At 72.5% G+C, this 24,944-nt stretch carries 25 protein-coding genes; 12 read left to right on the top strand and 13 right to left on the bottom strand.

What is annotated here, in order from left to right; translation table 11 throughout:
- Positions 1 to 7 precede the first annotated feature (7 nt).
- Complete coding sequence (locus OG514_RS28455) at positions 8 to 1,456, bottom strand: NAD(P)/FAD-dependent oxidoreductase (protein ID WP_266899658.1); 1,449 nt, start codon at positions 1,454 to 1,456, stop codon at positions 8 to 10.
- Positions 1,457 to 1,571: 115 nt separating this feature from the next.
- On the opposite strand from OG514_RS28455, the gene trxA reads away from it, so the two are divergent.
- Complete coding sequence (gene trxA, locus OG514_RS28450; RefSeq protein WP_266899656.1) at positions 1,572 to 1,937, top strand: thioredoxin; 366 nt, start codon at positions 1,572 to 1,574, stop codon at positions 1,935 to 1,937.
- Between the two features lie 142 nt (positions 1,938 to 2,079).
- Here the strand turns inward: trxA and OG514_RS28445 are convergent, their stop codons facing one another.
- From OG514_RS28445 to OG514_RS28435, 3 genes are all read right to left on the bottom strand, one after another.
- Positions 2,080 to 3,267, bottom strand: coding sequence for a thiolase family protein (locus OG514_RS28445; RefSeq protein WP_266899654.1), 1,188 nt, complete (start codon positions 3,265 to 3,267; stop codon positions 2,080 to 2,082).
- Positions 3,268 to 3,458: 191 nt separating this feature from the next.
- A complete protein-coding gene (locus OG514_RS28440; protein ID WP_266899652.1) occupies positions 3,459 to 3,728 on the bottom strand; it encodes a hypothetical protein in 270 nt (89 codons plus the stop codon).
- Positions 3,729 to 3,905: 177 nt separating this feature from the next.
- Positions 3,906 to 4,940, bottom strand: coding sequence for a LacI family DNA-binding transcriptional regulator (locus tag OG514_RS28435; RefSeq protein ID WP_266899650.1), 1,035 nt, complete (start codon positions 4,938 to 4,940; stop codon positions 3,906 to 3,908).
- 155 nt (positions 4,941 to 5,095) lie between these two features.
- Here OG514_RS28435 and OG514_RS28430 point away from each other — a divergent pair, with 155 nt between their 5' ends.
- The 4 genes from OG514_RS28430 (at position 5,096) to OG514_RS28415 (ending at position 8,900) form a co-directional block, all read left to right on the top strand.
- Positions 5,096 to 6,403, top strand: a complete 1,308-nt coding sequence (locus OG514_RS28430; RefSeq protein WP_266899648.1) for an MFS transporter — start codon at positions 5,096 to 5,098, stop codon at positions 6,401 to 6,403.
- A gap of 42 nt (positions 6,404 to 6,445) precedes the next feature.
- On the top strand, positions 6,446 to 7,153 hold the full coding sequence (locus OG514_RS28425; protein WP_266899646.1) for an alpha/beta fold hydrolase: 708 nt from the start codon (positions 6,446 to 6,448) through the stop codon (positions 7,151 to 7,153).
- Between the two features lie 14 nt (positions 7,154 to 7,167).
- Complete coding sequence (locus OG514_RS28420; protein WP_266899644.1) at positions 7,168 to 7,398, top strand: hypothetical protein; 231 nt, start codon at positions 7,168 to 7,170, stop codon at positions 7,396 to 7,398.
- 83 nt (positions 7,399 to 7,481) lie between these two features.
- A complete protein-coding gene (locus tag OG514_RS28415; RefSeq protein ID WP_266899642.1) occupies positions 7,482 to 8,900 on the top strand; it encodes a flotillin family protein in 1,419 nt (472 codons plus the stop codon).
- A gap of 189 nt (positions 8,901 to 9,089) precedes the next feature.
- On the opposite strand, the gene OG514_RS28410 is transcribed toward OG514_RS28415, so the two are convergent.
- Positions 9,090 to 9,260, bottom strand: a complete 171-nt coding sequence (locus OG514_RS28410; RefSeq protein ID WP_266899640.1) for a hypothetical protein — start codon at positions 9,258 to 9,260, stop codon at positions 9,090 to 9,092.
- Positions 9,261 to 9,337: 77 nt separating this feature from the next.
- Entirely contained in the window at positions 9,338 to 10,171 is an 834-nt protein-coding gene (locus OG514_RS28405; RefSeq protein ID WP_266899638.1) for a TIGR02452 family protein, read from the bottom strand.
- Positions 10,172 to 10,424: 253 nt separating this feature from the next.
- Between OG514_RS28405 and egtA the strand changes: the two genes are divergently transcribed.
- Genes egtA through egtD form a run of 4 tightly spaced genes read left to right on the top strand, consistent with a single transcriptional unit; the run spans position 10,425 to position 14,720 of the window.
- Positions 10,425 to 11,684, top strand: coding sequence for an ergothioneine biosynthesis glutamate--cysteine ligase EgtA (egtA, locus tag OG514_RS28400; RefSeq protein ID WP_266899636.1), 1,260 nt, complete (start codon positions 10,425 to 10,427; stop codon positions 11,682 to 11,684).
- Positions 11,681 to 13,006, top strand: coding sequence for an ergothioneine biosynthesis protein EgtB (gene egtB / locus OG514_RS28395; protein ID WP_266899634.1), 1,326 nt, complete (start codon positions 11,681 to 11,683; stop codon positions 13,004 to 13,006). Before egtA ends, egtB begins: the two co-directional genes overlap by 4 nt.
- Positions 13,006 to 13,758 (top strand): ergothioneine biosynthesis protein EgtC, encoded by a 753-nt coding sequence (gene egtC, locus OG514_RS28390; protein WP_266899632.1) that lies wholly within the window; start codon positions 13,006 to 13,008, stop codon positions 13,756 to 13,758. The genes egtB and egtC overlap by 1 nt, the downstream gene beginning before the upstream one ends.
- Complete coding sequence (egtD, locus tag OG514_RS28385; protein ID WP_266899630.1) at positions 13,755 to 14,720, top strand: L-histidine N(alpha)-methyltransferase; 966 nt, start codon at positions 13,755 to 13,757, stop codon at positions 14,718 to 14,720. The genes egtC and egtD overlap by 4 nt, the downstream gene beginning before the upstream one ends.
- Here the strand turns inward: egtD and OG514_RS28380 are convergent.
- The 4 genes from OG514_RS28380 to OG514_RS28365 all read right to left on the bottom strand — a co-directional run bounded on the left by OG514_RS28380 (position 14,615) and on the right by OG514_RS28365 (position 18,843).
- Positions 14,615 to 15,523: a 1-acyl-sn-glycerol-3-phosphate acyltransferase gene (locus tag OG514_RS28380; RefSeq protein ID WP_266899628.1), complete on the bottom strand. Its 909-nt coding sequence runs from the start codon at positions 15,521 to 15,523 to the stop codon at positions 14,615 to 14,617. The genes egtD and OG514_RS28380 overlap by 106 nt on opposite strands.
- Positions 15,520 to 16,410 (bottom strand): GNAT family N-acetyltransferase, encoded by an 891-nt coding sequence (locus tag OG514_RS28375; RefSeq protein ID WP_266899626.1) that lies wholly within the window; start codon positions 16,408 to 16,410, stop codon positions 15,520 to 15,522. Before OG514_RS28375 ends, OG514_RS28380 begins: the two co-directional genes overlap by 4 nt.
- A 138-nt stretch (positions 16,411 to 16,548) precedes the next feature.
- Positions 16,549 to 17,799, bottom strand: a complete 1,251-nt coding sequence (locus tag OG514_RS28370) for an extracellular solute-binding protein (RefSeq protein ID WP_266899624.1) — start codon at positions 17,797 to 17,799, stop codon at positions 16,549 to 16,551.
- Between the two features lie 207 nt (positions 17,800 to 18,006).
- Positions 18,007 to 18,843: a hypothetical protein gene (locus tag OG514_RS28365; protein WP_266899622.1), complete on the bottom strand. Its 837-nt coding sequence runs from the start codon at positions 18,841 to 18,843 to the stop codon at positions 18,007 to 18,009.
- A gap of 104 nt (positions 18,844 to 18,947) precedes the next feature.
- On the opposite strand from OG514_RS28365, the gene OG514_RS28360 reads away from it, so the two are divergent.
- Complete coding sequence (locus OG514_RS28360) at positions 18,948 to 19,988, top strand: vWA domain-containing protein (RefSeq protein WP_266899620.1); 1,041 nt, start codon at positions 18,948 to 18,950, stop codon at positions 19,986 to 19,988.
- Between the two features lie 97 nt (positions 19,989 to 20,085).
- On the opposite strand, the gene OG514_RS28355 is transcribed toward OG514_RS28360, so the two are convergent.
- From OG514_RS28355 to OG514_RS28345, 3 genes are all read right to left on the bottom strand, one after another.
- Positions 20,086 to 20,304 carry a dodecin gene (locus OG514_RS28355; RefSeq protein ID WP_266899618.1) on the bottom strand — a complete coding sequence of 73 codons (219 nt, stop codon included), beginning with the start codon at positions 20,302 to 20,304 and terminating at the stop codon, positions 20,086 to 20,088.
- Between the two features lie 86 nt (positions 20,305 to 20,390).
- On the bottom strand, positions 20,391 to 20,915 hold the full coding sequence (locus tag OG514_RS28350) for a GNAT family N-acetyltransferase (protein ID WP_266899616.1): 525 nt from the start codon (positions 20,913 to 20,915) through the stop codon (positions 20,391 to 20,393).
- Positions 20,915 to 21,403, bottom strand: a complete 489-nt coding sequence (locus OG514_RS28345; protein WP_266899614.1) for a hypothetical protein — start codon at positions 21,401 to 21,403, stop codon at positions 20,915 to 20,917. Before OG514_RS28345 ends, OG514_RS28350 begins: the two co-directional genes overlap by 1 nt.
- Before the next feature lie 112 nt (positions 21,404 to 21,515).
- Between OG514_RS28345 and OG514_RS28340 the strand changes: the two genes are divergently transcribed.
- Positions 21,516 to 22,541 carry an LLM class flavin-dependent oxidoreductase gene (locus OG514_RS28340; protein ID WP_266899612.1) on the top strand — a complete coding sequence of 342 codons (1,026 nt, stop codon included), beginning with the start codon at positions 21,516 to 21,518 and terminating at the stop codon, positions 22,539 to 22,541.
- A 36-nt stretch (positions 22,542 to 22,577) separates the two neighbouring features.
- Positions 22,578 to 24,938 carry an excinuclease ABC subunit UvrA gene (locus tag OG514_RS28335; RefSeq protein ID WP_266899610.1) on the top strand — a complete coding sequence of 787 codons (2,361 nt, stop codon included), beginning with the start codon at positions 22,578 to 22,580 and terminating at the stop codon, positions 24,936 to 24,938.
- The last annotated feature ends 6 nt before the right edge of the window (positions 24,939 to 24,944 follow it).

Genomic DNA, 24,944 nt, shown 5'->3' with positions numbered 1-24,944 from the left:
CGGCGCGTCAGCCCCGGTAGGCCTCAAGCAGACGCAGCCACGCCTCGCTCAGGGTCGGGTACGACGGAACGGCGTGCCACAGGCGGGCGATCGGGACCTCGCCGACGACCGCGACCGTCGCCGAGTGGAGCAGCTCGCCGATGCCCGGGCCGACGAAGGACACGCCCAGGACTACCTCCCGGTCGAGGTCGACGACCATCCGGGCGTGCCCGCGGTAGCCCTGGGCGTAGAGCCCTGCCCCGGCGACCTGACGCATGTCGAGGTCCACGGCCCGGACCCGGTACCCGGCACGCTCGGCCTCGGCCAGCGAGAGGCCGACGGCGGCCGCCTCGGGGTCGCTGAACACCACCTGCGGTACGGCGGTGTGGTCGGCGGTGGCCGCGTGCGGACCCCAGCTCGCCCCGTCCAGGGGCTCGGTGTTCCCGGCGCGGGCGGCGATCGCGGCACCGGCGATCCGGGCCTGGTACTTGCCCTGGTGGGTCAGGAGCGCTCGGTGGTTGACGTCCCCGACGGCGTAGAGCCAGTCGCTGCCGGTCACCTTGAGGCTGTCGTCGACGTCGAGCCAGGAGCCCGGCTTCAGACCGACCTTCTCCAGGCCGATGTCCTCGGTGCGAGGGGCCCGGCCGGTCGCGAAGAGCACCTGGTCGCCCTCGACGTGGTCGCCGCCCTCCAGGACGACGGTGACCGGTCCGGTACCCCCGTCGCGTACCACCGCGCTGACCGTGACGCCGGTACGGACGTCCGCGCCGCGCGCGGTGAGCGCTGCGGCCACGTGCTCGCCGACGAAGGGTTCCATCCGGGGCAGCAGTCGCTCGCCCCGTACGAGCATCGTGACCTTGGCACCGAGGGCGTGCCAGGCGGTGGCCATCTCCACGCCCACCACTCCCCCGCCGACCACGATCAGCCGCCCGGGCACCCGGTCGGAGCTGGTCGCCTCGCGGCTGGTCCAGGGCCGTGCCCCGGTCAGGCCCGGCAGGTCGGGAAGGACGGCGCGGCTGCCGGTGCAGACGACGACCGCGTGCCGGGCGGTCAGGACATGGCGCTCGCCCTCCGGCCCCGCGACCTCGACCCGGCGCGGCCCGAGGAGGCGGCCGTGGCCCCGGAAGATCCGTACGCCGATCGAGTCCAGCCAGTCCACCTGGCCGTCGTCGGTCCAGTCGCCGACGACGGCGTCCCGGTGGGCGAAGACCTCAAGGGCGTCGAGCGGACCGTAGACCGACTCGCGCAGGCCGGCGACCTTTCGGGCGTCGGAGCGGGCGAGCACGGGGCGGAGGAGCGCCTTGCTGGGCATGCAGGCCCAGTACGAGCACTCGCCGCCGATCAGCTCGCTCTCGACGATCGCGGCGCTGAGGCCGGCGGCCCGTACCCGGTCGACGACGTTCTCCCCCACCGGACCCGCGCCCAGGACCACCACGTCGTACTCGTACTCGTGCTCGCTTTCCACCGTTCGCGTCATGGGTAACAGTCTGGCTCAGCGGTGCGGAATAGCGCGGCTCGATACGCCGTTGTGCCGGGCGAGTCCCCAGGGGACCGTGAGGACACCGCCAGGAGATCCCCGAAAGGTAGGAAGCATGAGCACCGTAGAGCTCACCAAGGACAACTTCGACGAGGTCGTGAGCGGCAACGAATTCGTCCTGATCGACTTCTGGGCTTCCTGGTGCGGTCCCTGCCGTCAGTTCGGTCCGGTCTACGAGGCCGCCTCGAAGCGTCACGAGGACCTGGTCTTCGCCAAGGTGGACACCGAGGCCCAGCCGGAGCTGGCGGCGGCGTTCGAGATCCGCTCGATCCCGACGCTGATGATCGTGCGCGACAACGTGGCGATCTTCTCGCAGCCCGGCGCGCTGCCCGAGGCCGCGCTCGAGGACGTCATCGGCCAGGCCCGGAAGCTGGACATGGACGAGGTCCGCAAGTCCGTCGAGGACGCCAAGCAGCAGTGACCCACCGCGAGGGGGGTACGGGAGTCGCTCCCGTACCCCCCTCGCGTGCTGTCCCCGGGGGCTCGGCTGCCGCGCCCCCTCGCGTGCTGTCCGGGTGTGTTCCCGCGTCGCGCACCGGCGTGCGGCGCGGGCGAGTGGGGCCTCAGCGCTCCAGGACCAGGGCGAGCCCCTGACCGACACCGATGCAGAGGGCGGCGAGGCCGGTGCCCGAGCCGGCCGCCGCCAGCTGGTGGGCCACCGATCCGGCGAGGCGGGCGCCCGAGGCACCCAGCGGGTGGCCGATGGCGAGGGCGCCGCCGCGCGGGTTCACGATCTCGGGGTCGAGTTCCGGCCATTCCGCGAGGCAGCCGAGCGACTGGGCCGCGAAGGCCTCGTTGAGCTCGAAGGTCCGTAGGTCGGCGAAGGAGCGCCCCGCCTTCTCCAGGGCCCGGCGGACCGCCTCGACCGGTCCGAGACCGAAGAGCTGCGGTTCGATGCCGGTGACGGCGGAGGTGCGGATCCGGGCGAGCGGCTCCCGGCCGGTCTCGCGCAGTCCGTCCTCGTCGACGAGCAGCAGGGCCGCCGCGCCGTCGTTGAGCGGGGAGGAGTTGCCCGCCGTGACGGTGCCTCCCTCGGGTCGGAAGGAGGGCTTCAGCTTGGCGAGGGCCTCCATGGACGTCGAGTCGCGGATGCACTCGTCGCGGGCGAGGTCCACCGACGGGTAGGGGACGACCTCGTCGTCGTACAGACCCTTCGCCCAGGCCTCGGCCGCCTTGCGGTGGCTGGCGAGGGCGAAGGCGTCCTGCTGCTCGCGGGTGATGCCGTGCTTGTCGGCGACGAGTTCCGCGCCCTCGCCGAGGGCGACCGTCCACTCGGCGGGCATGCGCGGGTTCGTCATGCGCCAGCCGAGGGTCGTCGAGTGGAGCTGCTGATGGCCGGCGGGGAAGGCCCGCTCGGGCTTCTGCAGGACCCAGGGGGCGCGGGACATCGACTCGACGCCCCCGGCGATGGCCACGGAGGCGTCGCCGAGGGCGATGGCGCGGGCCGCCTGGACGACGGCCTCGAGACCGGAGCCGCAGAGGCGGTTGACGGTGACGCCGGGCACGGAGACGGGCAGCCCGGCGAGCAGGACGGCCATCCGTGCCACGTCGCGGTTGTCCTCGCCGGCGCCGTTGGCGTCGCCGAAGTAGACGTCGTCGACGCGCGCCGGGTCGAGCGCGGGCGAGCGGTCCACGAGGGCCCGGACGACGTGCGCCGCGAGGTCGTCCGGGCGGACCGGGGCGAGCGAGCCCCCGAACTTCCCGATCGGGGTGCGGACGGCGTCGACGATGTAGACGTCGCGGATGCTCATCGGTTCTCTCCCACGTGACCTTCGGAACGACTCTGTTCGCCTGGTGAAAGGACTTTCGCCCTAAAGACTTTCGTCTTGGCGCGCGCGCAGAGTCTCTGCCCGAAAAACCGCCATGTCAACGGGCCGTTTCGGGACACGGCCGTGGGAGCCCGGGAGGGAGCCGAGGGGATGACGCGAGGAGGCGCCCCAGGTCAGTCGCGTGCCGCCGGGCGGGCGAGGGCCGTGAGGCCGTAGTCGAGCTCGCGTCCGTCGACGAGCAGCGCCTCCACCGTGCGCGTCTCGGGGTCGATGTCGGCCCTCATTCCGTGGCCCTCGTAGATCGGATAGCCCGACTCGCCGTGCCGTCCGGTGGCTTCGACGACGGCCGTACGGACCGCGCTGTCCGTGACGGAGGCGCCGCCCCGGTCCTCGACGTGCGCCGGTACCAGCAGGATCTCGAAACGCTGCGGAACTGTGCTCATGCACCGACGCTAAGCGCTCGACGGGCCTCCCGCCGGACGACCGGTCCGGCGGCCCCGCCGGACGAGGTCTCCCCGCGCGTTCCGCCCGGCGAACGGCCCGGAACGTACCGCGGGACGACCGGACCGGAGGCCCTTCACCGGACGGGCGCCCGGCCGGTGAACCTGCCGGACGACCGGTCAGCTCGACTCCCGCCGGACGACCTCCGAGGCGAGGAGGGCGCGGGTGCGGGGCGGGACCTCCGGTTCCCGTACGGCCCGGTCGACCAGCTCCGCCAGTTCGCGTCCGAGCACCATGTCGATCCGTACGGTACTGAGCCGGGGCCGGAGCAGCCGGCCCAGGAGCAGGTCGTCCGCGCCGACGACGGCGGTGTCCTCCGGCACGGCGACGCCCGCGTCCTGGAGCGCCCGCATGAGGAGCATCGCGTACTCGTCGTTGTACGCGAAGACCGCGTCGAGGCCCAGCTCGCGCCAGCGCGCCGCGAGGGCGTTCGCCGACTCCTCCTCGTACCGCAGCGGCAGGGGTACGACGCCGGCGCCGGTGCCCTCGACGGCGCGCCGCGCGCCTTCGAGGCGGGGACCGGAGAACATCGCCAGGCCCGGCTCCTCGGGGATGACGACCCCGATCCGGCGCCGCCCGCTCTCCACGAGGTGGGCGGTGGCCACCTCGCCGACCCGTCCCTGGTCCATGACGAGGGCGTGGGTGCCCTCGACGCCCTGGGTGCCGAGGGTGATCACCGCCCGTGCCCCGGACCGCTTGAGGATCTCGACGCCCTGGCCGGTGAGCCGGACCTCGCCGAGCGAGACCACGGCCACCGGGCGGAGCTCGGCCCAGGCGCGGGCGGCCTCCTCGCCTTCGAGGCCGACGCTGCCGTACTGGACCACCGTGTAGTCCAGGCGTCGCAGGGCCCACTGGAACTCGTTGAAGAACTGGCTGTAGAGGGGCCCGACCGGGACGTGCGAGGTCGGCAGCAGCACCATCCGGCTGTGGCCGGCGCGCAGGCTGCGGGCGGCGGCGTGCGGCACGTACCCCAGTTCCTCGGCCGCCTCGCGCACCCGGCGGCGGGTGGGCTCGCTGATGCGGACGGCCGAGGTGTTGTTCAGGACGTACGAGACGGTGGCCCGGGAGACGCCCGCGAGGCGGGCGACATCGGCGCTGGTCGGGACCGCGCGCCCGGTGGGGCGTTCGGGAGTGCGTTCGGTTGGCTGGCTCATCGCTCCGGCATCTTTCCAGAACAATCCGGCCCGGGGTCTGGCGGATGGCCGGAAACGAGTGCTACACAATGCTCACACGTGTCATTGACACGTGTCACTACCTCGTTCGATCCGCTTCTCGCCCGCTCGTCGGGCGATCTCCCCAGGAGGGCACCGTGGCCCTTTCCTCCGCCGGGACCGGCTCCGAGACCGGCTCGTCCGGTACTCCCGCCGACCCGTCCGGCTCCACCACCTCGGAGACCGGTGCTCCGGGCCCCGGCTCCCCCGCCGGTCGGCCGACGCGCGGCCTGCTGCCCCTGCTCCTCGGCGGGAACACCGCGATGTACGCCTTGTACGTCGGCGTTCCCGGGATGCTCCTCGCACTCCAGATCGAGGACATCGACCCCGCCGACAAGGTGGCGAACTTCGGCCTCGTCTCCGGCATATCGGCGATCTTCGCCACCGTCTTCAACCCGGTCGCGGGTGCCCTCTCGGACCGCTCGGGCCGCCGCAACCCGTGGATCCTCGCCGGCGGCCTCCTCGCCCTGCCGGTGATGCTGCTCCTCGGCAGCGTCCACACGATCCTGCTGGTGACCATCGCCTGGTGCCTCGGCCAGGCCGTCATGAACGTCTACCAGGCGGCCCTCACCTCCGTGGTGCCCGACCGGGTGCCCATGGCTGCCCGGGGCAAGGCCTCGGCGGCCGTCGGCCTCGGTCTCCCCATCGGCTCGACGATCGGCGCCCTCGTCGGCGCCGCCTTCTCCGAGGACTACCGGACCGGCTACCTCGTCTTCGGCGCGATCGTCGCGGCCACCGCCGTGCTGTTCACGGCCTGCGCCCGCGAACGACGCATGCCTCCGAAGGCCCCGCTGCCGGTCAAGGAGCAGCTCGCGGCCTTCGGCAGCGCCCTCAAGAACCACGACTTCCGCTGGGCCTTCATCGGCCGCGCCCTGCTGATCCTCGGCTACTTCGCCGTCGCCGGATTCCAGCTGTACATCCTCAAGGACCACACCGAGCTGCCCGCCGGACTGAGCCCCGAGGACGCGGTGGCGATCCTCATGCCGCTCAACGCCGTCGCCATGGTGGTCTCCACCGTGCTCGGCGGCTGGCTGTCGGACCGCTACGACCGACGCAAGCTCTTCGTCGGCGCCTCCGCCGTGCTCGCCGCCCTGGCCCTGCTCATCCCGGCCGCCTCGACGAGCTGGACGGCGATGCTCGCCTTCTCCGCCGTCAACGGCCTCGGTTTCGGCTGCTACATGGCGGTGGACACCGCCCTGGTGACCATGGTGCTGCCGAAGGCCGAGGACGCGGCCCGTGACATGGGTGTCCTCAACGTCGCCAACGCGGGGCCGCAGATCGTCGCCCCGTTCGTGGCCTCGCTGATCGTCTCCCTGAGCGGTGGGTACACGGCACTGTTCTTGATCGCCGCCGTACTGTCGGTACTCGGCGCGCTCGCCGTGCGCCCCATCCGCAGCGTGCGCTGACCCCGGTCGGCGTCCGCCGAGCACCGTCAGAGAGGCAGCACCGTGCGCCTGCACACGACCACGTGGGGTTCGGGTGACCGGATCGCCCTGCTCGTCCACGGACTCATGGCCGACCACCGCACCTGGCGGCGGGTCGGCCCGGCGCTCGCGGACCGCGGTTACCGGGTGGTCGCGGTGGATCTGCGGGGGCACGGGGCCAGCGGGCGGGCCGCGGGGCCCGGGGAGTACCGGCCGGAGGACTACGCCGACGATCTCGTCGAGACCCTCCCGGCCGGAGTGGAGCTGGCCGTCGGGCACTCGCTCGGCGGGCTGGTCCTGGCCCTCGCGCTCGAACGCCTGAAGCCGGCCCGCGCGGTCTACTCCGACCCGGCCTGGCACCTGAGGGCGGGGCCCGCCGGTTATCGTGCCGAGGCCTTCGTCCGGGGCACGACGATGACCCGGGAGCAGATCCGCGGCTTCAACCCGGACTGGTCGGACGAGGACCTGGACACCGAGATGGCGTCGGTACGGGGCTGGGACGAGCGGTCTGCGTACGGTCTGCAGGACTTCGTGGGGGCCGATCTGTGGCCCGCCCGTGCCACCGTCCCGTCGCTGATCGTCCGGGCCGACCCGAGCGCGCTGGTCTGGCCCGAGGACGCCCGGATGCTGTCGGGCCGCGGATTCACGGTCCGTTCGGTGGCGAAGGCGGGTCATACGGTCCACCGGGACGACTTCGACGGGTTCATGTCCGCGCTGGACGACTGGATCTGACGTACCGTTCAGGCATGGACGACGCGTCGATGGACTCCTCGATGGTGGGACTGCTCGGCCGGGTGACCGGCACGATCGGGCCCGGTCTCGTCGGTGAGGTGATCGTCCGGATCCGGGGCGGTGCCGAGCACTTCCTCGCCCATCCGGCCTCCTCGAAGGAGCGGATCGACGTCGGAACGGTGGTGATGGTCATGGAACATCTCCCTCCACGCACCGTCTATGTCACAGCCGCGTACGACAGTTGACGCAACCGTTGAGTGGCGCCCGCCACAGGCGCACACTCCCTTCACCGGATCCGCACCGGATCCGGTGAAGGGGGACCTTGTCCATGGGCATCGGCATTCTCGCGGGCGTCGTCGTCGGCGCCTTCGCCGTTCTCATCGCTGTCTTCAAGTCGATGTGGCGCGTCGCGGAACCCAACGAGGCGCTGATCATCTCCGGTTCCAACCACAAGAACGAGGGTCTCGGCGCGGGCATGGGGTTCCGCATCGTGACCGGCCGCGGCACGCTCGTCCTGCCGGGCGTGCAGGCGGTCCGCAAGCTCTCGCTCGACCTCAACGAGACTCAGCTGTCCGTCGAGTGCGTCACCCACCAGGGCATTCCGCTCAAGGTTCGCGGTGTGGTGATCTTCAAGGTCGGTGACGACTTCGTGTCGATCGCCAACGCCGCCCGCCGCTTCCTCGATCAGCAGAAGCTGATGAGCGAGCGGGTGCACATCGTCTTCGCCGGTCATCTCCGCGCCATCGTGGGCGGGTTGACCGTGGAGGACATGATCCGTGACCGGGAGAAGCTGACCGGGCAGGCGCGTTCGGCCTGTGGCACGGAGATGGAGAAGCTCGGTCTGATCGTCGACTCGCTGCAGATCCACGAGATCGAGGACCCGACCGGGTACATCAAGAACCTGGCCGCCCCGCACGCCGCCGCCGTCCAGCGGGACGCGCGGATCGCGCAGGCGGAGGCGAACCGCCGGGCGACCGAGGCCGAGCAGCAGGCCGCGGCGCGCATGTCGGAGGCGACCCGCGACAGCGAGATCCTCCAGGCCGGTTACCAGGCCGAGCGGGACCAGGCCTCCGCGACAGCCCGGCAGGCCGGTCCGCTGGCCGAGGCGGCCTCGCGCCAGGAGGTCGTCGTCCAGGAGACCCGGGTCGCCGAGCTGGAGGGACACCGCAAGGAGCAGCAGCTCCAGGCGGAGGTCCGCAAGCCGGCGGACGCGCTGGCGTACGAGACCCGGACGCTGGCCGCGGCCGAGCGTGACGCCCGGATCTCGGCGGCCGAGGCCGACGCGAAGGAGACCGAGCTGGCGAGCGCGGCCAAGGCCACGGCGACCCGGCTCACCGGTGAGGCGGAGGCGGCGGCGCAGCACGCCAAGGGGCTCGCGGTCGCCGAGGCGACCCGGGCGAAGGGTCTGGCGGAGGCCGAGTCGATCAAGGCCCGTGCGGCGGCGCTCGCGGAGAACCAGGAGGCCGTGGTCGCCCAGCAGCTGGCCGAGAAATGGCCGGAGATCGTCTCCGCGGGCGCGTCGGCGTTCGGGAACGTGGACCAGATGGTGCTGCTCAACGGCGCCGACGGCATGGCGGACGTGTTCGCCAAGGCGCTGACCATGGGCGGGACCGGGCTCGGTCTGGCCAGGCAGCTGCTCTCCACGATGAATCCGGGTACTCAGGAGCGGCTGGGCACCACGGTGGTGCCTCCGGCACCCAGGGCGTCGGAGGAGAGCGTTCGGATCACCGTCGGCGACGAGGAGTAGACGGGTAGCGGCAGCGAGGGGTACGGGCCGGGGCCCGGCGCCGTGACGGCGCCGGGCCCCGGCCTCGTACCCCCGTCGGCTCCCCGCCTCGCTCCGTACTCCGCCGGGCCGCCACGCTCGGGCTCGGTTCTGCTCGGCCCGGGTCTGCTCGGTTCGCCTCGGCTCAGCTCGATTCCGTTCGGCTCTGCCTCAGTTGTGGCCGAACTTCCGTTCCTTGCGGTGCGACGCGTGCTCCACGAGGGGCATCGACGTCTCGCTCTTGGGAGCCGCCGAGGTCTGTTCCTTCGTGGCTGCCTCGGCGCGGTGTTCATGGCCGCCGGTACGGGCTCCCCGGTTCGTCCGGGTCTGTTTCTTGCCCACGATCGTGCCTCCCGTGACGGGTGTCGGACTGTGGTCCGTATCCCCTCAGCCTGGCACGGGGGTGCGGGCACCGCATGTCAGACGGCGGCCGGCCCGACGACCCGGGCGAAGGCGGTCAGCGTCGGCGTGCCCGCGGCGCGGTCCAGCACGGCGAAGACGATCTCCTCGAAGTGGCCGGCGAAGCGGCCGTCCCCGGTGAGCAGCGCCGTGAACGCGCCGGCGACCTGCTCGGGGTCGTTCTGGAAGACCCCGCAGCCCCAGGCACCGAGCACCAGCCGTCGGTAGCCGGCCGCGGCGGCCGTCTCCAGGACCCGCTCGGCGCGGGAGGCGAGGGCGGCCGGCAGGCGACCGGTGTGCTCGGGGGTGCGGCGGCGGACGACACCGGCGTTGGGCGCGGGCGAGGTGAGGAAGCCGACGGTGAAGGGCTCGGCGAGGAGGACGCCCCGGTCGTCGCGGAAGACGGGGACGCGGGGCGAGTGGATGACCCGGTCGGTGTAGAAGACGTCCCGGTCCTCACGGTGGTGGGCGTAGAAGTCGGGGGCGCGCAGCAGGGTGGCGTGGAGGGCGGAGGAGCGGCAGAGCGCCTCTTCCTGGGCCTGGGCGCCGTTGAGGTAACCGCCGCCGGGGTTGCGGGCGGAGGCGAAGTTCAGGACGGCCACGGGGCGGGTCGCGTCGGCCGCGGTCATGCGCCGGGCCGCGGCGAGGCTGCTCTCGCCGGTGACGACGACGGTGGGCGTCCGGTCGGTGTCGGGGATGACGGTGACGGGTTCGGGGCCGTGGAGGCGCGTTCCGGCCAGGGCGGCGGTCAGGTCGTCGGCGACGGAGACGGTCCGGCCGTCGGGTGCCTGGTAGTGGCCTGCGGCAACGATCTCCTCGGTCTGCCGCGCGATCGCGCGCAGTCGTGCACTCATGACCTCAGGATGATCGTTTCGTCCCGGTCGGGACAACAGGATTTCCCGGGACACGGACGGGACCTCCCGGGATGCGCCGGCGGGCTTCCGGGGACGGCGTGGGAGCGGGCAGTTTCGGCCGGGCGGGGGCACACGGGGCGCGTTCGGTCGGTCCGGGGCGCTCTTGCACGCCGCTCGGAGGTGGCTTTAGGTGGAAGCAGCAACTCCCCGGGACCGGCCCCGACGACCGGCCCGACGACCAGGAGGTGTACGGATGTCGTCCAGCGGCATACCGCGCGGCGGACCCGCTCTCACCGAGGCGGAGGCAGAGGACCTGCTGCGATGTATCTGCTTCAAGACCGGCCCGCCCCGCACCGTGGGGGTGGAGCTGGAATGGCTCGTGCACGAGCTGCGTGACCCCCGGCTCCCCGTGAGGCCGCCGCGGCTCGCGGCGGCCCTGGACACCGTGCGGTCGCTGCCGCTGGTGTCGGCCCTGACGTTCGAACCCGGCGGGCAGCTGGAGCTCAGCTCGCGCCCCGCCGGATCGCTCATGGAATGTCTCGACTCCGTCGCCGCCGACCTCAGGGCGGTGCGGTCGGCGCTCGGACCGCTCGGCCTCGCCCTCAGCGGATACGGGGTGGACCCCTGGCACGCGCCGCGCGGCCGGGTGCTCCACGAGCCGCGGTACGACGCCATGGAGGCCGCGCTCGACCGCACGGGCCCGGCCGGCCGGGCGATGATGTGCGACTCGGCCTCGGTGCAGATCTGTCTCGACGCCGGTCATGAGGAGCCGGGGCCGCTCGGCTACCACCGGCGCTGGCGGCTCGCCCATCTCCTGGGCGCGGTACTGGTGGCCGTCTTCGCCAACTCCCCGCTGCACGGCGGCCGTCGTACCGGCTGGCGCTCGACGCGGCAGGCGCTGTGGACGGACCTGGACCCCCGACGGGCCCTCGCGCCCACGCCGGACGGGGACCCGCGCGCGGAGTACGCGGCGCACGTCCTGGACACCCCGGTGATGTGCGTACGGGCCGACGAGGGGCCGTGGGACGTACCGGAGGGGCTGACCTTCCGCGACTGGCTGCGCACGGGTCTGCCCCGGCCGGCCGACGCCGACGACCTGCGCTATCACATGACGACGCTCTTCCCTCCGGTGCGGCCGCGCGGCCATCTGGAGCTACGGATGGTCGACGCGCAGCCGGGCGCGGACGGCTGGATGGTGCCGGTGGCCGTGACGACGGCGGTGTTCGACGACCCGGCGGCCGCGGAGACCGTGTACCGGGCGATGAAGCCGCTCGCGGAACGGGCCGGCGTCGCTCCCGCCCCGCGCAATCCGCTCTGGCTCGCGGCCGCCCGTGACGGGCTCACCGACCCCGAGCTCCACTCCGCGGCCCTCGCGGTGTTCGCCACGGCGATGGAGGCGCTGCCCCGGATCGGGGCGAGCGAGGAGGTGCGGCGGGCGGTCGCCGCCTTCCACGAGCGGTACGTGATCCCCGGGAGCTGCCCGGCCGACGAGCTGGAGGTGGTGACGTCATGACGGAGACCCGGACGGAACTCGGCCCCGAGGCCCTGCGCCGGAAGGCTCTGGAGACGCTCACCGCCGCGCGGGCCCGTACGGCGCTGCTCACCTCCTGCGTCGAGGACGGCGAACTCACCGCCCAGCACTCCCCCTTGATGTCGCCGCTGGTCTGGGACCTGGCTCACATCGGGAACCAGGAGGAGCTGTGGCTCTGGCGGGCCGTCGCGGGGAAGGACGCACTGCGACCCGAGATCGACTCGCTCTACGACGCCTTCGAGCATCCCCGGGCCACCCGCCCGTCGCTTCCGCTGCTGGCGCCGGGCGAGGCCCGGACCTACGCGGCGGACGTGCGACTGCGGGTCCTCGACGTGCTGGAGCACGCCGAGTTCGACGGGCGGCCGCTGCTCCACGCCGGCTTCGCCTTCGGTCTGGTCGCCCAGCACGAACAGCAGCACGACGAGACGATGCTGATCACCCATCAGCTGCGGAAGGGGCCCGCCGCGCTCACCGCTCCCCCGCCGCCGCCCCTGCGGAGCGCCCCGTTGCCCGCCGAAGTCCTGGTCCCCGGCGGCCCGTTCACCATGGGGACCTCGGACGAGCCGTGGGCCCTGGACAACGAGCGTCCGGCACACACCCGGGTCGTGCCCGCCTTCCACATCGACACCGTTCCGGTCACCAACGGGGCCTATCTGGCCTTCATGGCCGACGGCGGCTACACCGATCCGCGCTGGTGGCGGCCCGAGGGCTGGGCGCAGATCAGGGAGCACGGCATCGTGGCCCCGCTGTTCTGGCGCCGGGACGGCGGCCAGTGGCTGCGCCGCCGGTTCGGGGTGACGGAGCCGGTGCCCGAGGACGAGCCGGTCCTGCACGTGAGCTGGTACGAGGCGGACGCCTACGCGCGCTGGGCGGGGCGGCGGCTGCCCACCGAGGCCGAGTGGGAGAAGGCCGCCCGGTACGACCCGGACTCGGGGCGCTCGCGCCGCTATCCGTGGGGTGACGCCGATCCGGGTCCCGAGCACGCCAACCTCGGGCAGCGCCACCTGCGCCCGGCGGCCGCGGGCAGCTATCCGGAGGGCGCCTCGCCGCAAGGCGTACGGCAGTTGATCGGTGACGTGTGGGAGTGGACGGCCAGCGACTTCCTGCCGTACCCGGGGTTCACCGTCTTCCCGTACAAGGAGTACTCGGAGGTCTTCTTCGGGCCCGACCACAAGGTGCTGCGCGGTGGCTCCTTCGCCGTCGACCCGGTGGCCTGCCGGGGCACCTTCCGCAACTGGGACCTGCCGGTGCGGCGCCAGATCTTCGCCGGCTTCCGTACCGCCCGGAACGCGGAGTTCGACTGATGTGCCGTCATATCGCCTACGTGGGCGAACCGGTGGCCCTCGGAGAGCTGATCGTCCGGCCGGAGCACGCTCTGCTGCGCCAGTCCTGGGAGCCCCGTACACAGACCAGCGGTGTGGTGAACGCCGACGGCTTCGGGGTGGGGTGGTACGCCGAGGGCGATCCGGTGCCGGCCCGCTACCGGCGCTCCGGCCCCATCTGGGGCGACCTCTCCTTCGCGGACCTCGCGCGGGTGGTGCGCTCCGGGGCGCTGCTCGCGGCGGTCCGGGGGGCGACGCTGCCGGGCGCGGACGGGGAGGCCGCGGCCGCGCCGTTCGCCGCCGGGCCCTGGCTGTTCAGCCACAACGGCGCCGTCAGGGGCTGGCCGGGCTCGCTCACGCCGCTCGCCGCGACCCTCCCGGCCGGCGAGCTGCTCGGCCTTGAGGCCCGTACCGACTCGGCGCTGCTCTGGGCGCTCGTCCTGCACCGGCTGCGGGCCGGTGACGCGCCGGGCCCCGCCCTCGCCGACACGGTGCGGGAGGCCGCCGAGGCGGCCCCCGGCTCCGGCCTCAACCTGCTGCTCACCGACGGGGCGCTGATCGCCGCGACCGCCTGGGAGAACAGCCTCTGGTACCTGACGGGCCCCGACCGGGTGGTCGTGGCCTCCGAACCGTACGACGACGATCCGCGCTGGCAGGAGGTCCCCGAGCGCACGCTCGTGACCGCCACCCGCGCCGACGTCACCCTCACCCCGCTCAAGGAGCCCTCCGCGTGAGCCCGTTCCAGCTGACCCGTACCCTCGCCCCGGACGCCGCCGGCGCCGATCTGCGCGCCGACGTCCTCCACGGGCTCAACCGCTCCCCCAAGGAGCTGCCCCCGAAGTGGTTCTACGACGCCCGGGGCAGCGAGCTGTTCGAGGAGATCACCCGGCTGCCCGAGTACTACCCGACGCGCGCCGAGCGGGAGATCCTGAAGAAGCGGGCGCCGGAGATCGCCGCCGCCACCGGGGCCAGGACCCTGGTGGAGCTGGGCTCCGGTTCCTCCGAGAAGACCCGGTTCCTGATCGACGCGCTGCTGCCCGGTCTGGACGCCTATGTGCCTGTCGACGTGAGCGAGTCCGCGCTGACCGGGGCGGCCGAGTCGCTGCTGGCCGAGCGCCCCGGTCTGCACGTGCACGCGCTCGTGGCCGACTTCACCCGGGGGCTCGCGCTGCCCGGGACGCCGGGGCCGCGTCTGGTGGCCTTCCTCGGCGGCACCATCGGCAATCTGCTGCCCGACGAGCGGCGGACCTTCCTCAGCTCCGTACGGGCGATGCTCACGCCGGGCGACGCGCTGCTGCTCGGCACGGACCTGGTGAAGGACGAGGCGACGCTCGTGGCCGCCTACGACGACTCGGCCGGGGTGACGACCGCCTTCAACAAGAACGTGCTCGCGGTGATCGACCGGGAGCTGGGCGCGGACTTCGACCCGGACGCCTTCGACCACGTGGCGGTGTGGGACCGCGAGCGGGAGTGGATCGAGATGCGGCTGCGGGCCCGCCGCGCGCTGACCGTGAAGATCCCGGAGCTGGATCTCGTGGTGCCCTTCGCGGCGGGCGAGGAGATGCGGACGGAGGTGTCCGCGAAGTTCCGTCAGGCGGGCGTCCGGGCCGAGCTCGCGGAGGCGGAGCTCGACCTGGACCGCTGGTGGACCGACAGCGAGGGCAGGTTCGCGCTGTCCCTCGCGACGGCCCGCTGAGCGGCGGCAGCCAGGGCCCGGCGGTCCGGGTACAGGGCGCCGGGAAGGGGCTCCCGGAGTCGGACGACGGCGGTGAGCCGACGGGTGGAGACGACCCGCCACAGGGATGAGCCGAGCGGATCGTCCCCGACGTACGCGGCGGCGTCCGTGGGCCGGTAGTCGATCCGTACCGGCTGCACGGCGCAGCCGGCGTCGAGGGCGGCCTGGAACGCGGCCGGGCGGAACCGGCCGCGTTCCCGCCCACACCAGGTCGAGCCCTCGGGGAAGACGACCACCCGGCCGCCGCCCGCGAGCACCCCCGCCATCGTCCGCACCGTGCCGGGCAAGGCCCTCAGGCCGTCCCGGTCGATGAAGAGAGTGCCGCCGAGGGCGGCGAGCGTGCCGAGGACGGGCCAGCGGCGCACCTCCGACTTGGCGACCATCCGGCCGGGCAGGGCGGCCGCGATCAGCGGTATGTCGAGCCAGGAGACGTGGTTGGCGACGACGAGGAGCGGGCCGTCGGCCGGGGCGGCCGCTCCCTCGTACCGGACGTGGACGCCGAAGGCGCGGACCACCGCCCGCATCCAGGTGCGGACGAGGGCGAGTCGGGTTGCGGCCGGGAGGAGGCCGGTGGCGGGGGCGAGCAGGAGGCCGAGGAGGACGGTGCCGAGTCCGGCGACCAGCCGGACCACGGCCCGGACGGCCCCGGCCCGGTCCGCTTCGGCGCCGCGCCGACGCCGGGCGGACTCGGGGTGGGTGGCGCAGTGGCCCGGGGTGCAGGGCGCCGTGGGGAGCCACGGCGAGGGGGCCGTGGTCCCGTTCACCCGGTCGGGGCGAGCGAGAGGAAGTGGTTGAGGTAGCGGGGATTGGTCCGGCGCAGCGAGAGCAGGACGTAGAGGTCGGCGACACCGAAGTCGGGGTCGTGCGCGGGGGCGCCGCAGACCCAGGCGCCGAGCCGGAGGTAGCCGCGGAGCAGCGGCGGCAGCTCGGTGCGGCCCTCGGGGCGGGTGATGCCCTCGGGGCTCCAGAGCTTGTGCGGGGTGACCCAGTACTCCTCCGGGGCGAGGTGCTTGGTCTTGACCGTGTCCCAGGTGGCGGCGGCGAGGGTGCCGCCGTCGGCGAGCGGGAGGGAGCAGCAGCCGGCGAGCCAGTTGTGCCCGGTGCTCGTCATGTAGCGGGCGAGCCCGGCCCAGATGAGGGCGATGACGGCGCCGTTGCGGTGGGCGGGGTGGACGCAGGAGCGGCCGACCTCGACCAGGTCGTGGCGGATCGGGGCGAGCCGGGTGAGGTCGAACTCGCTCTCGGAGTAGAGGCGCCCGGCGACGGCGGCCCGGTCGGGCGGCAGGATGCGGTAGGTGCCGACGATCTCGCCGGTGGTCTCCTCCCGTACGAGGAGGTGGTCGCAGTACGCGTCGAAGGCGTCGGTGTCGAGGCCGGGCTCGGGGCCGTCGAGCCGGGCGCCGAGTTCACCGGCGAAGACCTGGTGGCGCAGCCGCTGGGCGGCGCGGACATCCTCCTGGTCGCGGGCGAGTCCGACGAGGTACCGGGGTGTGGGCTCCTCGGCGGGGGCCTGCGGCGTGGGCGGCTCGACGAGGGCCCGGGGCACCGGCGGCGCGGCGGGGGCCTGGGGCTGGGCGGGAACGGCGAGCGGCTGCCCGGGGGTGGCGAGCGGCTGCCCGGGGACGGCGAGCGTGGGGGTCGGTGCGGCCATGTCGGGCTCCTCCGGCGTACGGAAGGGGAAGGGGCGGCGCCGGGCCGTGTGAGCGGCGGCCCGGCTCCTTACTTCTTCCGTGACCGGCTGGATTCGACATGACCGTCCGGGGGCTCGCGGGTGTGGAGGCGCTGAATGCTATTCGGCGAGGGTGTCCGTGATCGCGGCCGAGGCCTTCTTGGCGGCCTTCAAGGGGTCCTCGCCCCGGAGGACGGCGGTCATGTAGGGCTTGATGGGGTTGTCGCCCTCCACGTCGGCCCATTGGGGGGAGTTCGGGGTGGCCCGGCCGCGCACGGCGCCCTTGGCCATGACGGCGGTGGCCTCCTGGCCGGCGACGACGGAGGCGAGGCCCTTCTTGTTGGGCACGTAGCCCATGGCGCGGGCGAGTTCGGACTGCCACTTCTCGCCGGCGAGCTCCTTGACGACCTCCAGGGCGGCCCCGCGCTGGGGTGCGTTCTCCGGGATGATGAGGTCGGAACCACCCGTGAACACGGCGCAGGGCTGACCCGGCTTCGAACCGGGTACCGGGAAGTAGCCGAGCTTGTCCTTGAGTCCCGGGTTGGCCTTGAGGATGGTGGCGATGGTGTTGGGCACGGCGACGAGCTGGGCCACGTCGCCCTTGGCGAAGACCTCGGCCTGCGGCGGGTTCTGCTCGTCGGCGTCCTTCGGTCCCGAGCCGAGGGACTGGAGCTCCTTGTAGTAGGCCATGCCGCGCTGGGCGGCCGGGCTGTGCAGCGCGCCGGTCCACTCTCCGCCCCTGTCGGTGGCGAGTTCACCGCCCTCGTCCCAGATGAAGCCGGCGAGGGTGTACCAGTCCTGTCCGGCCAGGTAGATGCCCTGTGAGCCCTTGCTGTTGAGCTTCTCGGTGTCGGCGAGCCACTCGGCGCGGGTGGCCGGGGGCTTGTCGATGCCTGCGTCGGCGAACAGGTCCTTGTTGTAGATGACGATGCGGTTGGCCGCGTACCAGGGGATGCCGTACTGGGCTCCGCCGATGCTGCCGGGCTCGGCGAGACCGGGCAGCCAGTCCTCGCTGCCGAGGTCGCGGACCGACTCCAGGGTGAGGTCGAACAGCTTCTCGGTGTCGGCGTACTGGGCGACCTGGGTGTTGCCGACCTCGATGACGTCCGGTCCGCCGGAGCCCTGGATCGCCTCGGTGACCTTCTTCCCGATGCCCGTCCAGTCCTGGATGGTGATCTGGAGTTCGACGCCGTCGTGCTCCTCCTCGTACGCCTCGGTGAAGCGGGTGAGGAAGTCCTCGCTGGCGCTGTCCCGCATGAGCCAGATATTGACGGTCTTCGTCCCGCCGCCCCCGCCCGGCAGCATCCCGCAGCCGGCGAGGGCGAGCGCGGTGGCGGCTGCCAGGGGGCAGGCGAGATGGCGGTTCTTCACGTAGGTCACCTTCTGCGGTTCAGCACAGGGTCGTGCGGCATGGGGGGGGCTGACCCGACATGGGGGGACCGAACGGGGTGTTCGCGCGGGTATGTGGCCTGGATTCTGGTCTGGACCAACGGGATGGTCAAGTCCTTGACCATCCCGTTCCGCGCCGTGGACGCACCATCTGTTCCGTTACCGACGGTAACTACCCGTCGGTCACTTTTAGTCGACCGGTTCCCGGTAGCTCATGAACCAGTGCGTGTCGAAATAGCGGGCCATCGTGAACGGGTGCCGCGTGTCGGTGAGGACGCGGCAGACGAACTCCGCGGCCCCGCAGCCGAAGGGGACGTCCCCGCCGTCGAAGGACCGGACCACGACGGGCCACCGGTCGGGGTCGTCACCGTCGACCCTCCAGCAGTACAGGTCTTCGTGCTCCGTTCCCGCCCAGATCAGCAGACCCTCCTTCCTGAGATCGGTCCACGGCTCCTGGTTCAGGCCGAGGAATCCGTCGAACGCGCCCTCGCCGAAGGTCTCGACCATGCGCTTGTAGTCGCCCGGCAGCGCGCCGCCCAGGCGCGCCTCCACATCAGCCCAGTCCACGTCCGGCCGCCGGGCGGGCCCCGTCCAGCCGGTGACCCGTTCGAGCCGCTCGTTCCAGTCGAAGCCCTCACCCGAGCAGTCACCCGGGCCCTCACCCGAGCCCGGGGCCGGCGCGACCGGCAAGGGTTCCGGCACCGCCCTGCGAGCGACCACCAGTACCGGCCGCTCGGTCCCCTCGGAGTCCCGCACCGCGCCCGTGCCGACCCACTGATCCCCGTACGCCCACGCCCGCATCATCACGACACGGCCCTCGAAGGGGGCGAGGAGAGCAGCACCCCTGGACTCGTCGGCGGTCGGATCGGTGAAGCCGTCCAGGACCAGAGTGCGTGGGGCGCCGTACCTGCCGTCGAGCAGGTTGGCCAGCTCCCGCGGGGGCACGTCGCCGGGCAGGTACACGTAGCCGTCGCCCGGCCCGATCCGGTCCAGCAGGTCGTTGATGGTCATCTGCGTGAGCTCCATGACGGACAGTGAAGCGCACCGAACCGACAAGAGTTCGATTGTCAGTGGTGGGTGAGACGGTAGGCGCATCGGGTCGGAAAGCTCGGAAAACAGGGGGAGTTGCCATGTCCGGAACCCAGAACTACATCAATCACGTCGCTCTCGTGCTGGATGCCAGTTCGTCCATGTCGCATCTGAGCCGCAAGGTCGTCGACGTCGCCGACCAGCAGATCGCGTATCTCGCCCGCCGGTCGAGGGAGCTGGACCAGGAGACCCGCGTCACGGTGTACGTCTTCGCCGACAAGGTGGAGTGCGTCATCTACGACAAGGACGTGCTGCGGATGCCGTCGCTGAAGCAGCTGTACCGGGTCGGCGGCATGACGGCCCTGCTGGCGGCCGCGCTGAAGTCGCAGCGGGAACTCGCGCAGACGGCCCAGCTGTACGGCGACCACAGCTTCCTGACCTTCGTGCTCACCGACGGTCAGGAGAACGCGAGCCATCGCTGCCCCGACGCCCCCACCAAGAACGCGCGCGAGCTCGTCGGGGCCGTGGCCCGGATGATCGAGACGCAGGAGGACAACTGGACGCTGGCCGTCCTCGTGCCGGACCAGATGGGCAAGCGCGAGGCCATGCAGAGCGGCTTCCCGAAGGACAACGTCGCCATCTGGGACGCCACCAGCACCCAGGGCCTGGAGGAGGCCGGGCAGGTCATCCAGGAGGCCACCGAGAAGTTCATGGTGGGCCGCACCAAGGGCATCCGGGGATCGCGGGCGGTGTTCTCCACGGGCGCGGACACGGTGAACTCGGACACCGTCAAGGCGGCCGGCCTCGCTCCGGTGGATCCGTCGGGGTACCAGCTGATCCCGGTGGCACGTGACGCGGCCATCCGGGACTGGGTCGTCGAATCCGGGCACACCTACCGTACCGGCGGCGCGTTCTACCAGCTGAGCAAGTCGGAGAAGATCCAGGCGCGGAAGCGGATCGCGGTCCTGGAGAAGAAGACGGACCGGGTGTTCACGGGGCCCGAGGCCCGGGCCCTGCTCGGTCTGCCGGACGTGGAGGCCCGCGTCAGGCCGGACCACAACGACGACTTCACGATCTTCGTACAGAGCACGAGCGTGAACCGGAAGCTGGTACCGAACACGCGGCTGCTGCTCATGCTCTGACAGCACCTGCCGCGCGCCCGCACCCCGGACCGGCCCCCGGCACCGAGCGTGCCCGGGGGCCGGTCCCGGCCGATGCGGTTGGTCCGCCGGAAAGTCTCTAGGCGCCCGGCTCTTCCAGCCGGAAGCCGATCTTCATGCCGACCTGGTAGTGCGCGATCCGGCCGTTCTCGACATGACCGCGGACTTCCGTGACCTCGAACCAATCCACCGCACGGAGTGTTTCGCAGGCGCGAGTGATCCCGTTCTGGATGGCGGTGTCCACGCCTTCCGAGGACGATCCGACGATCTCCGTGACGCGGTAAACGTGGTCTCCCATGGCGGCCTCTCCTTCGCGTTCCGACTCCATCCACACTGCACGGAACCGGGGACCGCCGCGAGTCGAGGTGGGTCACCCACCTGCCGTCACATCGGACGGGAATGCAGCCGAACCGGCCCCTCGGGCCAGCGGCTTCCCTCCCGTAGCGGGAACCACATCGTCCGCAGGGGCATCCCCGCCGGACCGTCGGGCTGCTCCACCTCCACCTCGCCGGCCACCTCCCGCCAGCCGAGCCGGGCGTAGAGACCGGCCACGTCCGGCCGGCAGAACAGCAGCGCGAACTCGGGCCCCAGCGTTCGGGCGTGTTCGAGGGCCCCGCTCACGACCCGAGCGGCCAGCCCGCGGCCCCGCTGGTCCGGCGCGACGGCGACGCCTCCGAGGCCCGCCACATCCATCCGGATCCCGCCGGCCGACAGCGGCAGGACGAGCAGCCCCGCGTGGGCGACGAGCCGGTCGTCCTCCCTGATCCCGAAGTGGTGCTCCTTGAGCCGCCAGACCAGACCCCACTCGGCCACCCCGAACGGATCGACGGTGTCCCCGAAGATCTCGGACTGCTCGTAGCTCTCCAGCCGGACCACGGCCGGCGCCGCGGCATACCGATCCACGCTCATCAGGTCCGGCCCTCCTTCTCCTGGGCGTCCCTCAGCTCCTCGGACGGGGTCGCCCAGAGGGCGCGCACGACGGGAAACCCGGCCTCCTCGGCCGCGTCGCAGACCAGCAGGTCGTCGTCGACGAGCATCCTGATCGCGCGGTCGGCGCCCAGTCGGCGCAGGATCTCCACCTTGGTCACCCGGGCGGGCCGGAAGTCCCGGTTGCGGCGCATGTGGATCGGCCCCTCCGGGAGCCCCTGCGCGGCCAGCCAGGCCAGGGTGTCCCGGCGGCAGCGCTCCGGCCGCCCGGTGAGGTAGACGACGTCGCACTCCTCGGCCGCCTCCCGGCACAGGGCGATCCCCTCGTCGAGCGGCGGATCGTCGGGCGCCGCGGCGAAGAAGGCGTCCCAGTCCTTCGGGCGCCGCTCCAGGAAGTGCTCACGGTGGGCGGTCGCCGCGAGCGTGTTGTCGAGGTCGAAGACGGCCAGAGGCCGGTTGTCGGCTGTCACGGGCCCCAGCCTAGGAGGCGGGCGACAGGAGCACCTCGCCCCGGTGGATCACGTGTGCGATGCCGGGTCGGCGATTCGGGAATCCCTCCCCGCCTCGAACGTTGAAGCCCTTGTGAGCACCTTTCCCGCCGACATCCGCTTCTCCGTCCTCGACCGCTCGCGCACCCGGGACGGCGAGGACGCCCCCCAGGCCCTGCGCGACACCGTGCGCCTCGCCCAGGAGGTGGAGGCCCTCGGCTACCACCGCTTCTGGGTGTCGGAGCACCACAGCGTGCCCGGGGTCGCCGGATCGGCGCCGACGATCCTCGCCGCCGCCGTGGCCGCCGCCACGTCGGGCATCCGGGTCGGCACGGGTGGTGTGATGCTCCCCAATCACCAACCCATGGTCGTGGCCGAACAGTTCGGTGTGCTGGAGTCCCTGTTCCCCGGCCGGATCGACATGGGCGTCGGCCGTTCGGTCGGCTTCACCGACGGCATCCGCCGGGCGCTCGGCCGTGACAAGGACGACGCCGACCGCTTCGGCGAGCAGCTCTCCGAACTGCTCGGCTGGTTCACCGGCGAGCAGACCGCCCACCCGCAGGTGCACGCACGGCCCGCCGAGGGGCTGCGGGTCCCGCCGTTCGTCCTGGCGACCGGCGAGGGCGCGACGATCGCCGCCAAGGCCGGGCTGCCGCTGGTCATCGGCGACCTGCGCGGCCGTGACCGGCTGCTCGCCGCCGTCGACACCTACCGCTCCGGCTTCCGCCCCTCCCCGTGGGCCGCCGAGCCGTACGTGATCATCGCCGGGACGGTCGCGGTGGCCGCGACCGAGTCCGAGGCCCGGCGGCTGCTGATGCCGGAGGCCTGGTCCCTGGCGTACTCGCGCACCCAGGGCGTCTTCCCGCCGCTCGTCGCACCCGAGGCGATCGAGGGACTCACGATGACGGAGAAGCAGCGCGGTTTCTACGAGTCGGGGCTCGACGGCCATGTGCACGGCACGGAGGAGCAGGTGGCCGAGGCCCTGGAGCGGGCCGTGAAGGAGACCGGGGCACAGGAGGTCCTGGTCACCACGAGCACGTACGACCGGGCCGCGCTGAGCGGGTCGTACCGCAGGCTCGCGCACGCCGTCGGTCTGACGGCACCCGCGCCGTCCTCCTGACCAGGACAGATGCGGACCAATGGATAACATCCCCCTATGCACGACAGTCCGCATGATCCGTACGTCCGCGTCCGCGGTGCCCGTGAGCACAACCTCGCCGGGGTGGACGTCGACATCCCCCGCGACGCGCTCGTCGTCTTCACCGGGGTCTCCGGATCCGGCAAGTCGTCGCTGGCCTTCGGCACGATCTACGCGGAGGCCCAGCGGCGCTACTTCGAGTCGGTCGCGCCGTACGCGCGGCGGCTGATCCACCAGGTGGGGGCGCCCGCGGTCGGCGAGATCACGGGGCTGCCGCCGGCCGTGTCCCTGGAGCAGCGCAGGTCCTCGCCGAACGCCCGCTCCTCCGTCGGCACGGTCACCACCCTCTCCAACTCCCTCCGGATGCTGTTCTCGCGGGCCGGCCGCTATCCGGAGGGTGCCGAGCGGCTCGACTCCGACGCCTTCTCCCCCAATACGGCTGCGGGGGCCTGCCCTTCGTGTCACGGACTCGGGCGGGTTCACGAGACCGGCGAGGAACTCCTCGTACCGGAGCCTGAGCTGTCGATCCGTCAGGGCGCGATCGCCGCCTGGCCCGGCGCCTGGCAGGGGAAGAACCTGCGGGACGTCCTCGACGCCCTCGGGTACGACGTCGACCGGCCCTGGCGCGAGCTGGACGCGAAGGACCGGGAGTGGATCCTCTTCACGGACGAGCAGCCGGTCGTCACCGTCCATCCGGTGCGGGATGCCGATCGCATCCAACGCCCCTACCAGGGCACGTACATGAGTGCCCGGCGTTATGTCCTGCGCACCTTCTCCGACTCGAAGAGCCCGACGCTGCGGGCCAAGGCCGAGCGGTTCCTCACCAGCGCTCCCTGCCCGGTGTGCGGGGGCGGGCGCCTGCGGCCGGAGGCACTCGCGGTGACCTTCGCGGGCCGGACCATCGCCGAGCTCGCGTCGCTGCCGCTGACGGAACTGTCCGGGCTGCTCTCCACCACGAGGTCCGGGGACGGGGAGACCGCGCGCGTCCTCACCGAGGACCTCGTCGCCCGGATCGCGACCGTGACCGAACTGGGTCTCGGCTACCTCGGCCTGGACCGCGCCACCCCCACCCTGTCCAACGGCGAACTCCAGCGGCTGCGGCTCGCCACCCAGCTGCGGTCAGGGCTCTTCGGTGTGGTGTACGTCCTCGACGAGCCGTCCGCCGGGCTGCACCCGGCCGACACCGAGGCCCTGCTCGTGGTCCTCGACCGGCTCAAGGCCGCCGGGAACTCCGTCTTCGTCGTCGAGCACCACCTCGACGTGGTCCGGCACGCCGACTGGCTCGTGGACGTCGGCCCCCTCGCCGGGGTGCACGGCGGGCGGGTGCTGCACAGCGGACCACCGCGCGGACTGGCGGACGTCGAGGCGTCCGCCACGCGGCGGTTCCTCTTCGACCGGAAGCCCGTGCCCGAGCGGGAGGTGCGGGCGCCGGTCGGCTGGCTGCGTACGGGTCCGATCACCCGGCACAACCTGCGCGCGGTCGACGCGGCCTTCCCGGTCGGGGTCCTCACGGCCGTCACGGGTGTGTCGGGTTCCGGAAAGTCGACGCTCGTCGGCGCGCTGACCGAGGAACTCTCCGGAGTGGGACGGCTCGTGACGGTGGACCAGCGACCCATCGGCCGCACACCCCGCTCCAACCTGGCCACGTACACCGGCCTCTTCGACGTCGTACGGAAGCTCTTCACCGAGACGGAGGAGGCCGGGGCGCGCGGCTACAAGGCCGGCCGCTTCTCGTTCAACGTGCCGGGCGGGCGCTGCGAGACCTGCCAGGGCGAGGGCTTCGTCTCCGTGGAGCTCCTCTTCCTGCCCAGTACGTACGCACCCTGCCCCGACTGCCACGGGGCCCGGTACAACCCGGAGACCCTGGAGGTCCGGCTGCGGGGGCTCACCATCGCCGAGGTGCTCGACCTCACGGTCGAGGCCGCGGCCGGGTTCTTCGCCGACACCCCGGCCGCCGCGCGCAGTCTGCGCACCCTGCTCGATGTGGGCCTCGGCTACCTGCGGCTCGGTCAGCCCGCGACGGAGCTCTCCGGCGGCGAGGCGCAGCGCATCAAACTCGCCTCCGAGCTCCAGCGGCTGCGCCGTGGCCACACCCTCTACGTCCTGGACGAGCCGACGACCGGCCTCCACCCGGCCGATGTCGAGGTGTTGATGAGCCAGTTGCACGGGCTCGTCGACGCCGGGCATTCGGTGGTCGTCGTCGAACACGACATGGACGTGGTCGCCACCGCGGACTGGGTGCTCGACCTCGGGCCGGGCGGCGGCGAGGAGGGCGGCCGGATCGTGGCCACGGGCCCCCCGGAGCGGGTGGCGCGGGCGGCGGAGAGCCGCACCGCGCCGTATCTGCTCCGGGCCCTGGGTCCTGCCGGACGGAGCTGAGGTCCG

Source organism: Streptomyces sp. NBC_00572, assembly GCF_026341815.1.
In the GTDB taxonomy this organism is placed as follows: Bacteria; Actinomycetota; Actinomycetes; order Streptomycetales; family Streptomycetaceae; genus Streptomyces.
Note: the sequence above shows the minus strand (reverse complement) of the source record. Positions and strands in the feature narration are given on the sequence as shown.

Excerpts from the sequence above, each read along its gene's own strand:
- OG514_RS28455 (WP_266899658.1), bottom strand. The coding sequence starts at position 1,456 with ATGACGCGAACGGTGGAAAGCGAGCACGAGTACGAGTACGACGTGGTG.
- trxA (WP_266899656.1), top strand. The coding sequence starts at position 1,572 with ATGAGCACCGTAGAGCTCACCAAGGACAACTTCGACGAGGTCGTGAGC.
- OG514_RS28445 (WP_266899654.1), bottom strand. The coding sequence starts at position 3,267 with ATGAGCATCCGCGACGTCTACATCGTCGACGCCGTCCGCACCCCGATC.
- OG514_RS28440 (WP_266899652.1), bottom strand. The coding sequence starts at position 3,728 with ATGAGCACAGTTCCGCAGCGTTTCGAGATCCTGCTGGTACCGGCGCAC.
- OG514_RS28435 (WP_266899650.1), bottom strand. The coding sequence starts at position 4,940 with ATGAGCCAGCCAACCGAACGCACTCCCGAACGCCCCACCGGGCGCGCG.
- OG514_RS28420 (WP_266899644.1), top strand. The coding sequence starts at position 7,168 with ATGGACGACGCGTCGATGGACTCCTCGATGGTGGGACTGCTCGGCCGG.
- OG514_RS28415 (WP_266899642.1), top strand. The coding sequence starts at position 7,482 with ATGGGCATCGGCATTCTCGCGGGCGTCGTCGTCGGCGCCTTCGCCGTT.
- OG514_RS28405 (WP_266899638.1), bottom strand. The coding sequence starts at position 10,171 with ATGAGTGCACGACTGCGCGCGATCGCGCGGCAGACCGAGGAGATCGTT.
- egtA (WP_266899636.1), top strand. The coding sequence starts at position 10,425 with ATGTCGTCCAGCGGCATACCGCGCGGCGGACCCGCTCTCACCGAGGCG.
- egtB (WP_266899634.1), top strand. The coding sequence starts at position 11,681 with ATGACGGAGACCCGGACGGAACTCGGCCCCGAGGCCCTGCGCCGGAAG.
- egtC (WP_266899632.1), top strand. The coding sequence starts at position 13,006 with ATGTGCCGTCATATCGCCTACGTGGGCGAACCGGTGGCCCTCGGAGAG.
- OG514_RS28375 (WP_266899626.1), bottom strand. The coding sequence starts at position 16,410 with ATGGCCGCACCGACCCCCACGCTCGCCGTCCCCGGGCAGCCGCTCGCC.
- OG514_RS28365 (WP_266899622.1), bottom strand. The coding sequence starts at position 18,843 with ATGGAGCTCACGCAGATGACCATCAACGACCTGCTGGACCGGATCGGG.
- OG514_RS28360 (WP_266899620.1), top strand. The coding sequence starts at position 18,948 with ATGTCCGGAACCCAGAACTACATCAATCACGTCGCTCTCGTGCTGGAT.
- OG514_RS28355 (WP_266899618.1), bottom strand. The coding sequence starts at position 20,304 with ATGGGAGACCACGTTTACCGCGTCACGGAGATCGTCGGATCGTCCTCG.
- OG514_RS28350 (WP_266899616.1), bottom strand. The coding sequence starts at position 20,915 with ATGAGCGTGGATCGGTATGCCGCGGCGCCGGCCGTGGTCCGGCTGGAG.
- OG514_RS28335 (WP_266899610.1), top strand. The coding sequence starts at position 22,578 with ATGCACGACAGTCCGCATGATCCGTACGTCCGCGTCCGCGGTGCCCGT.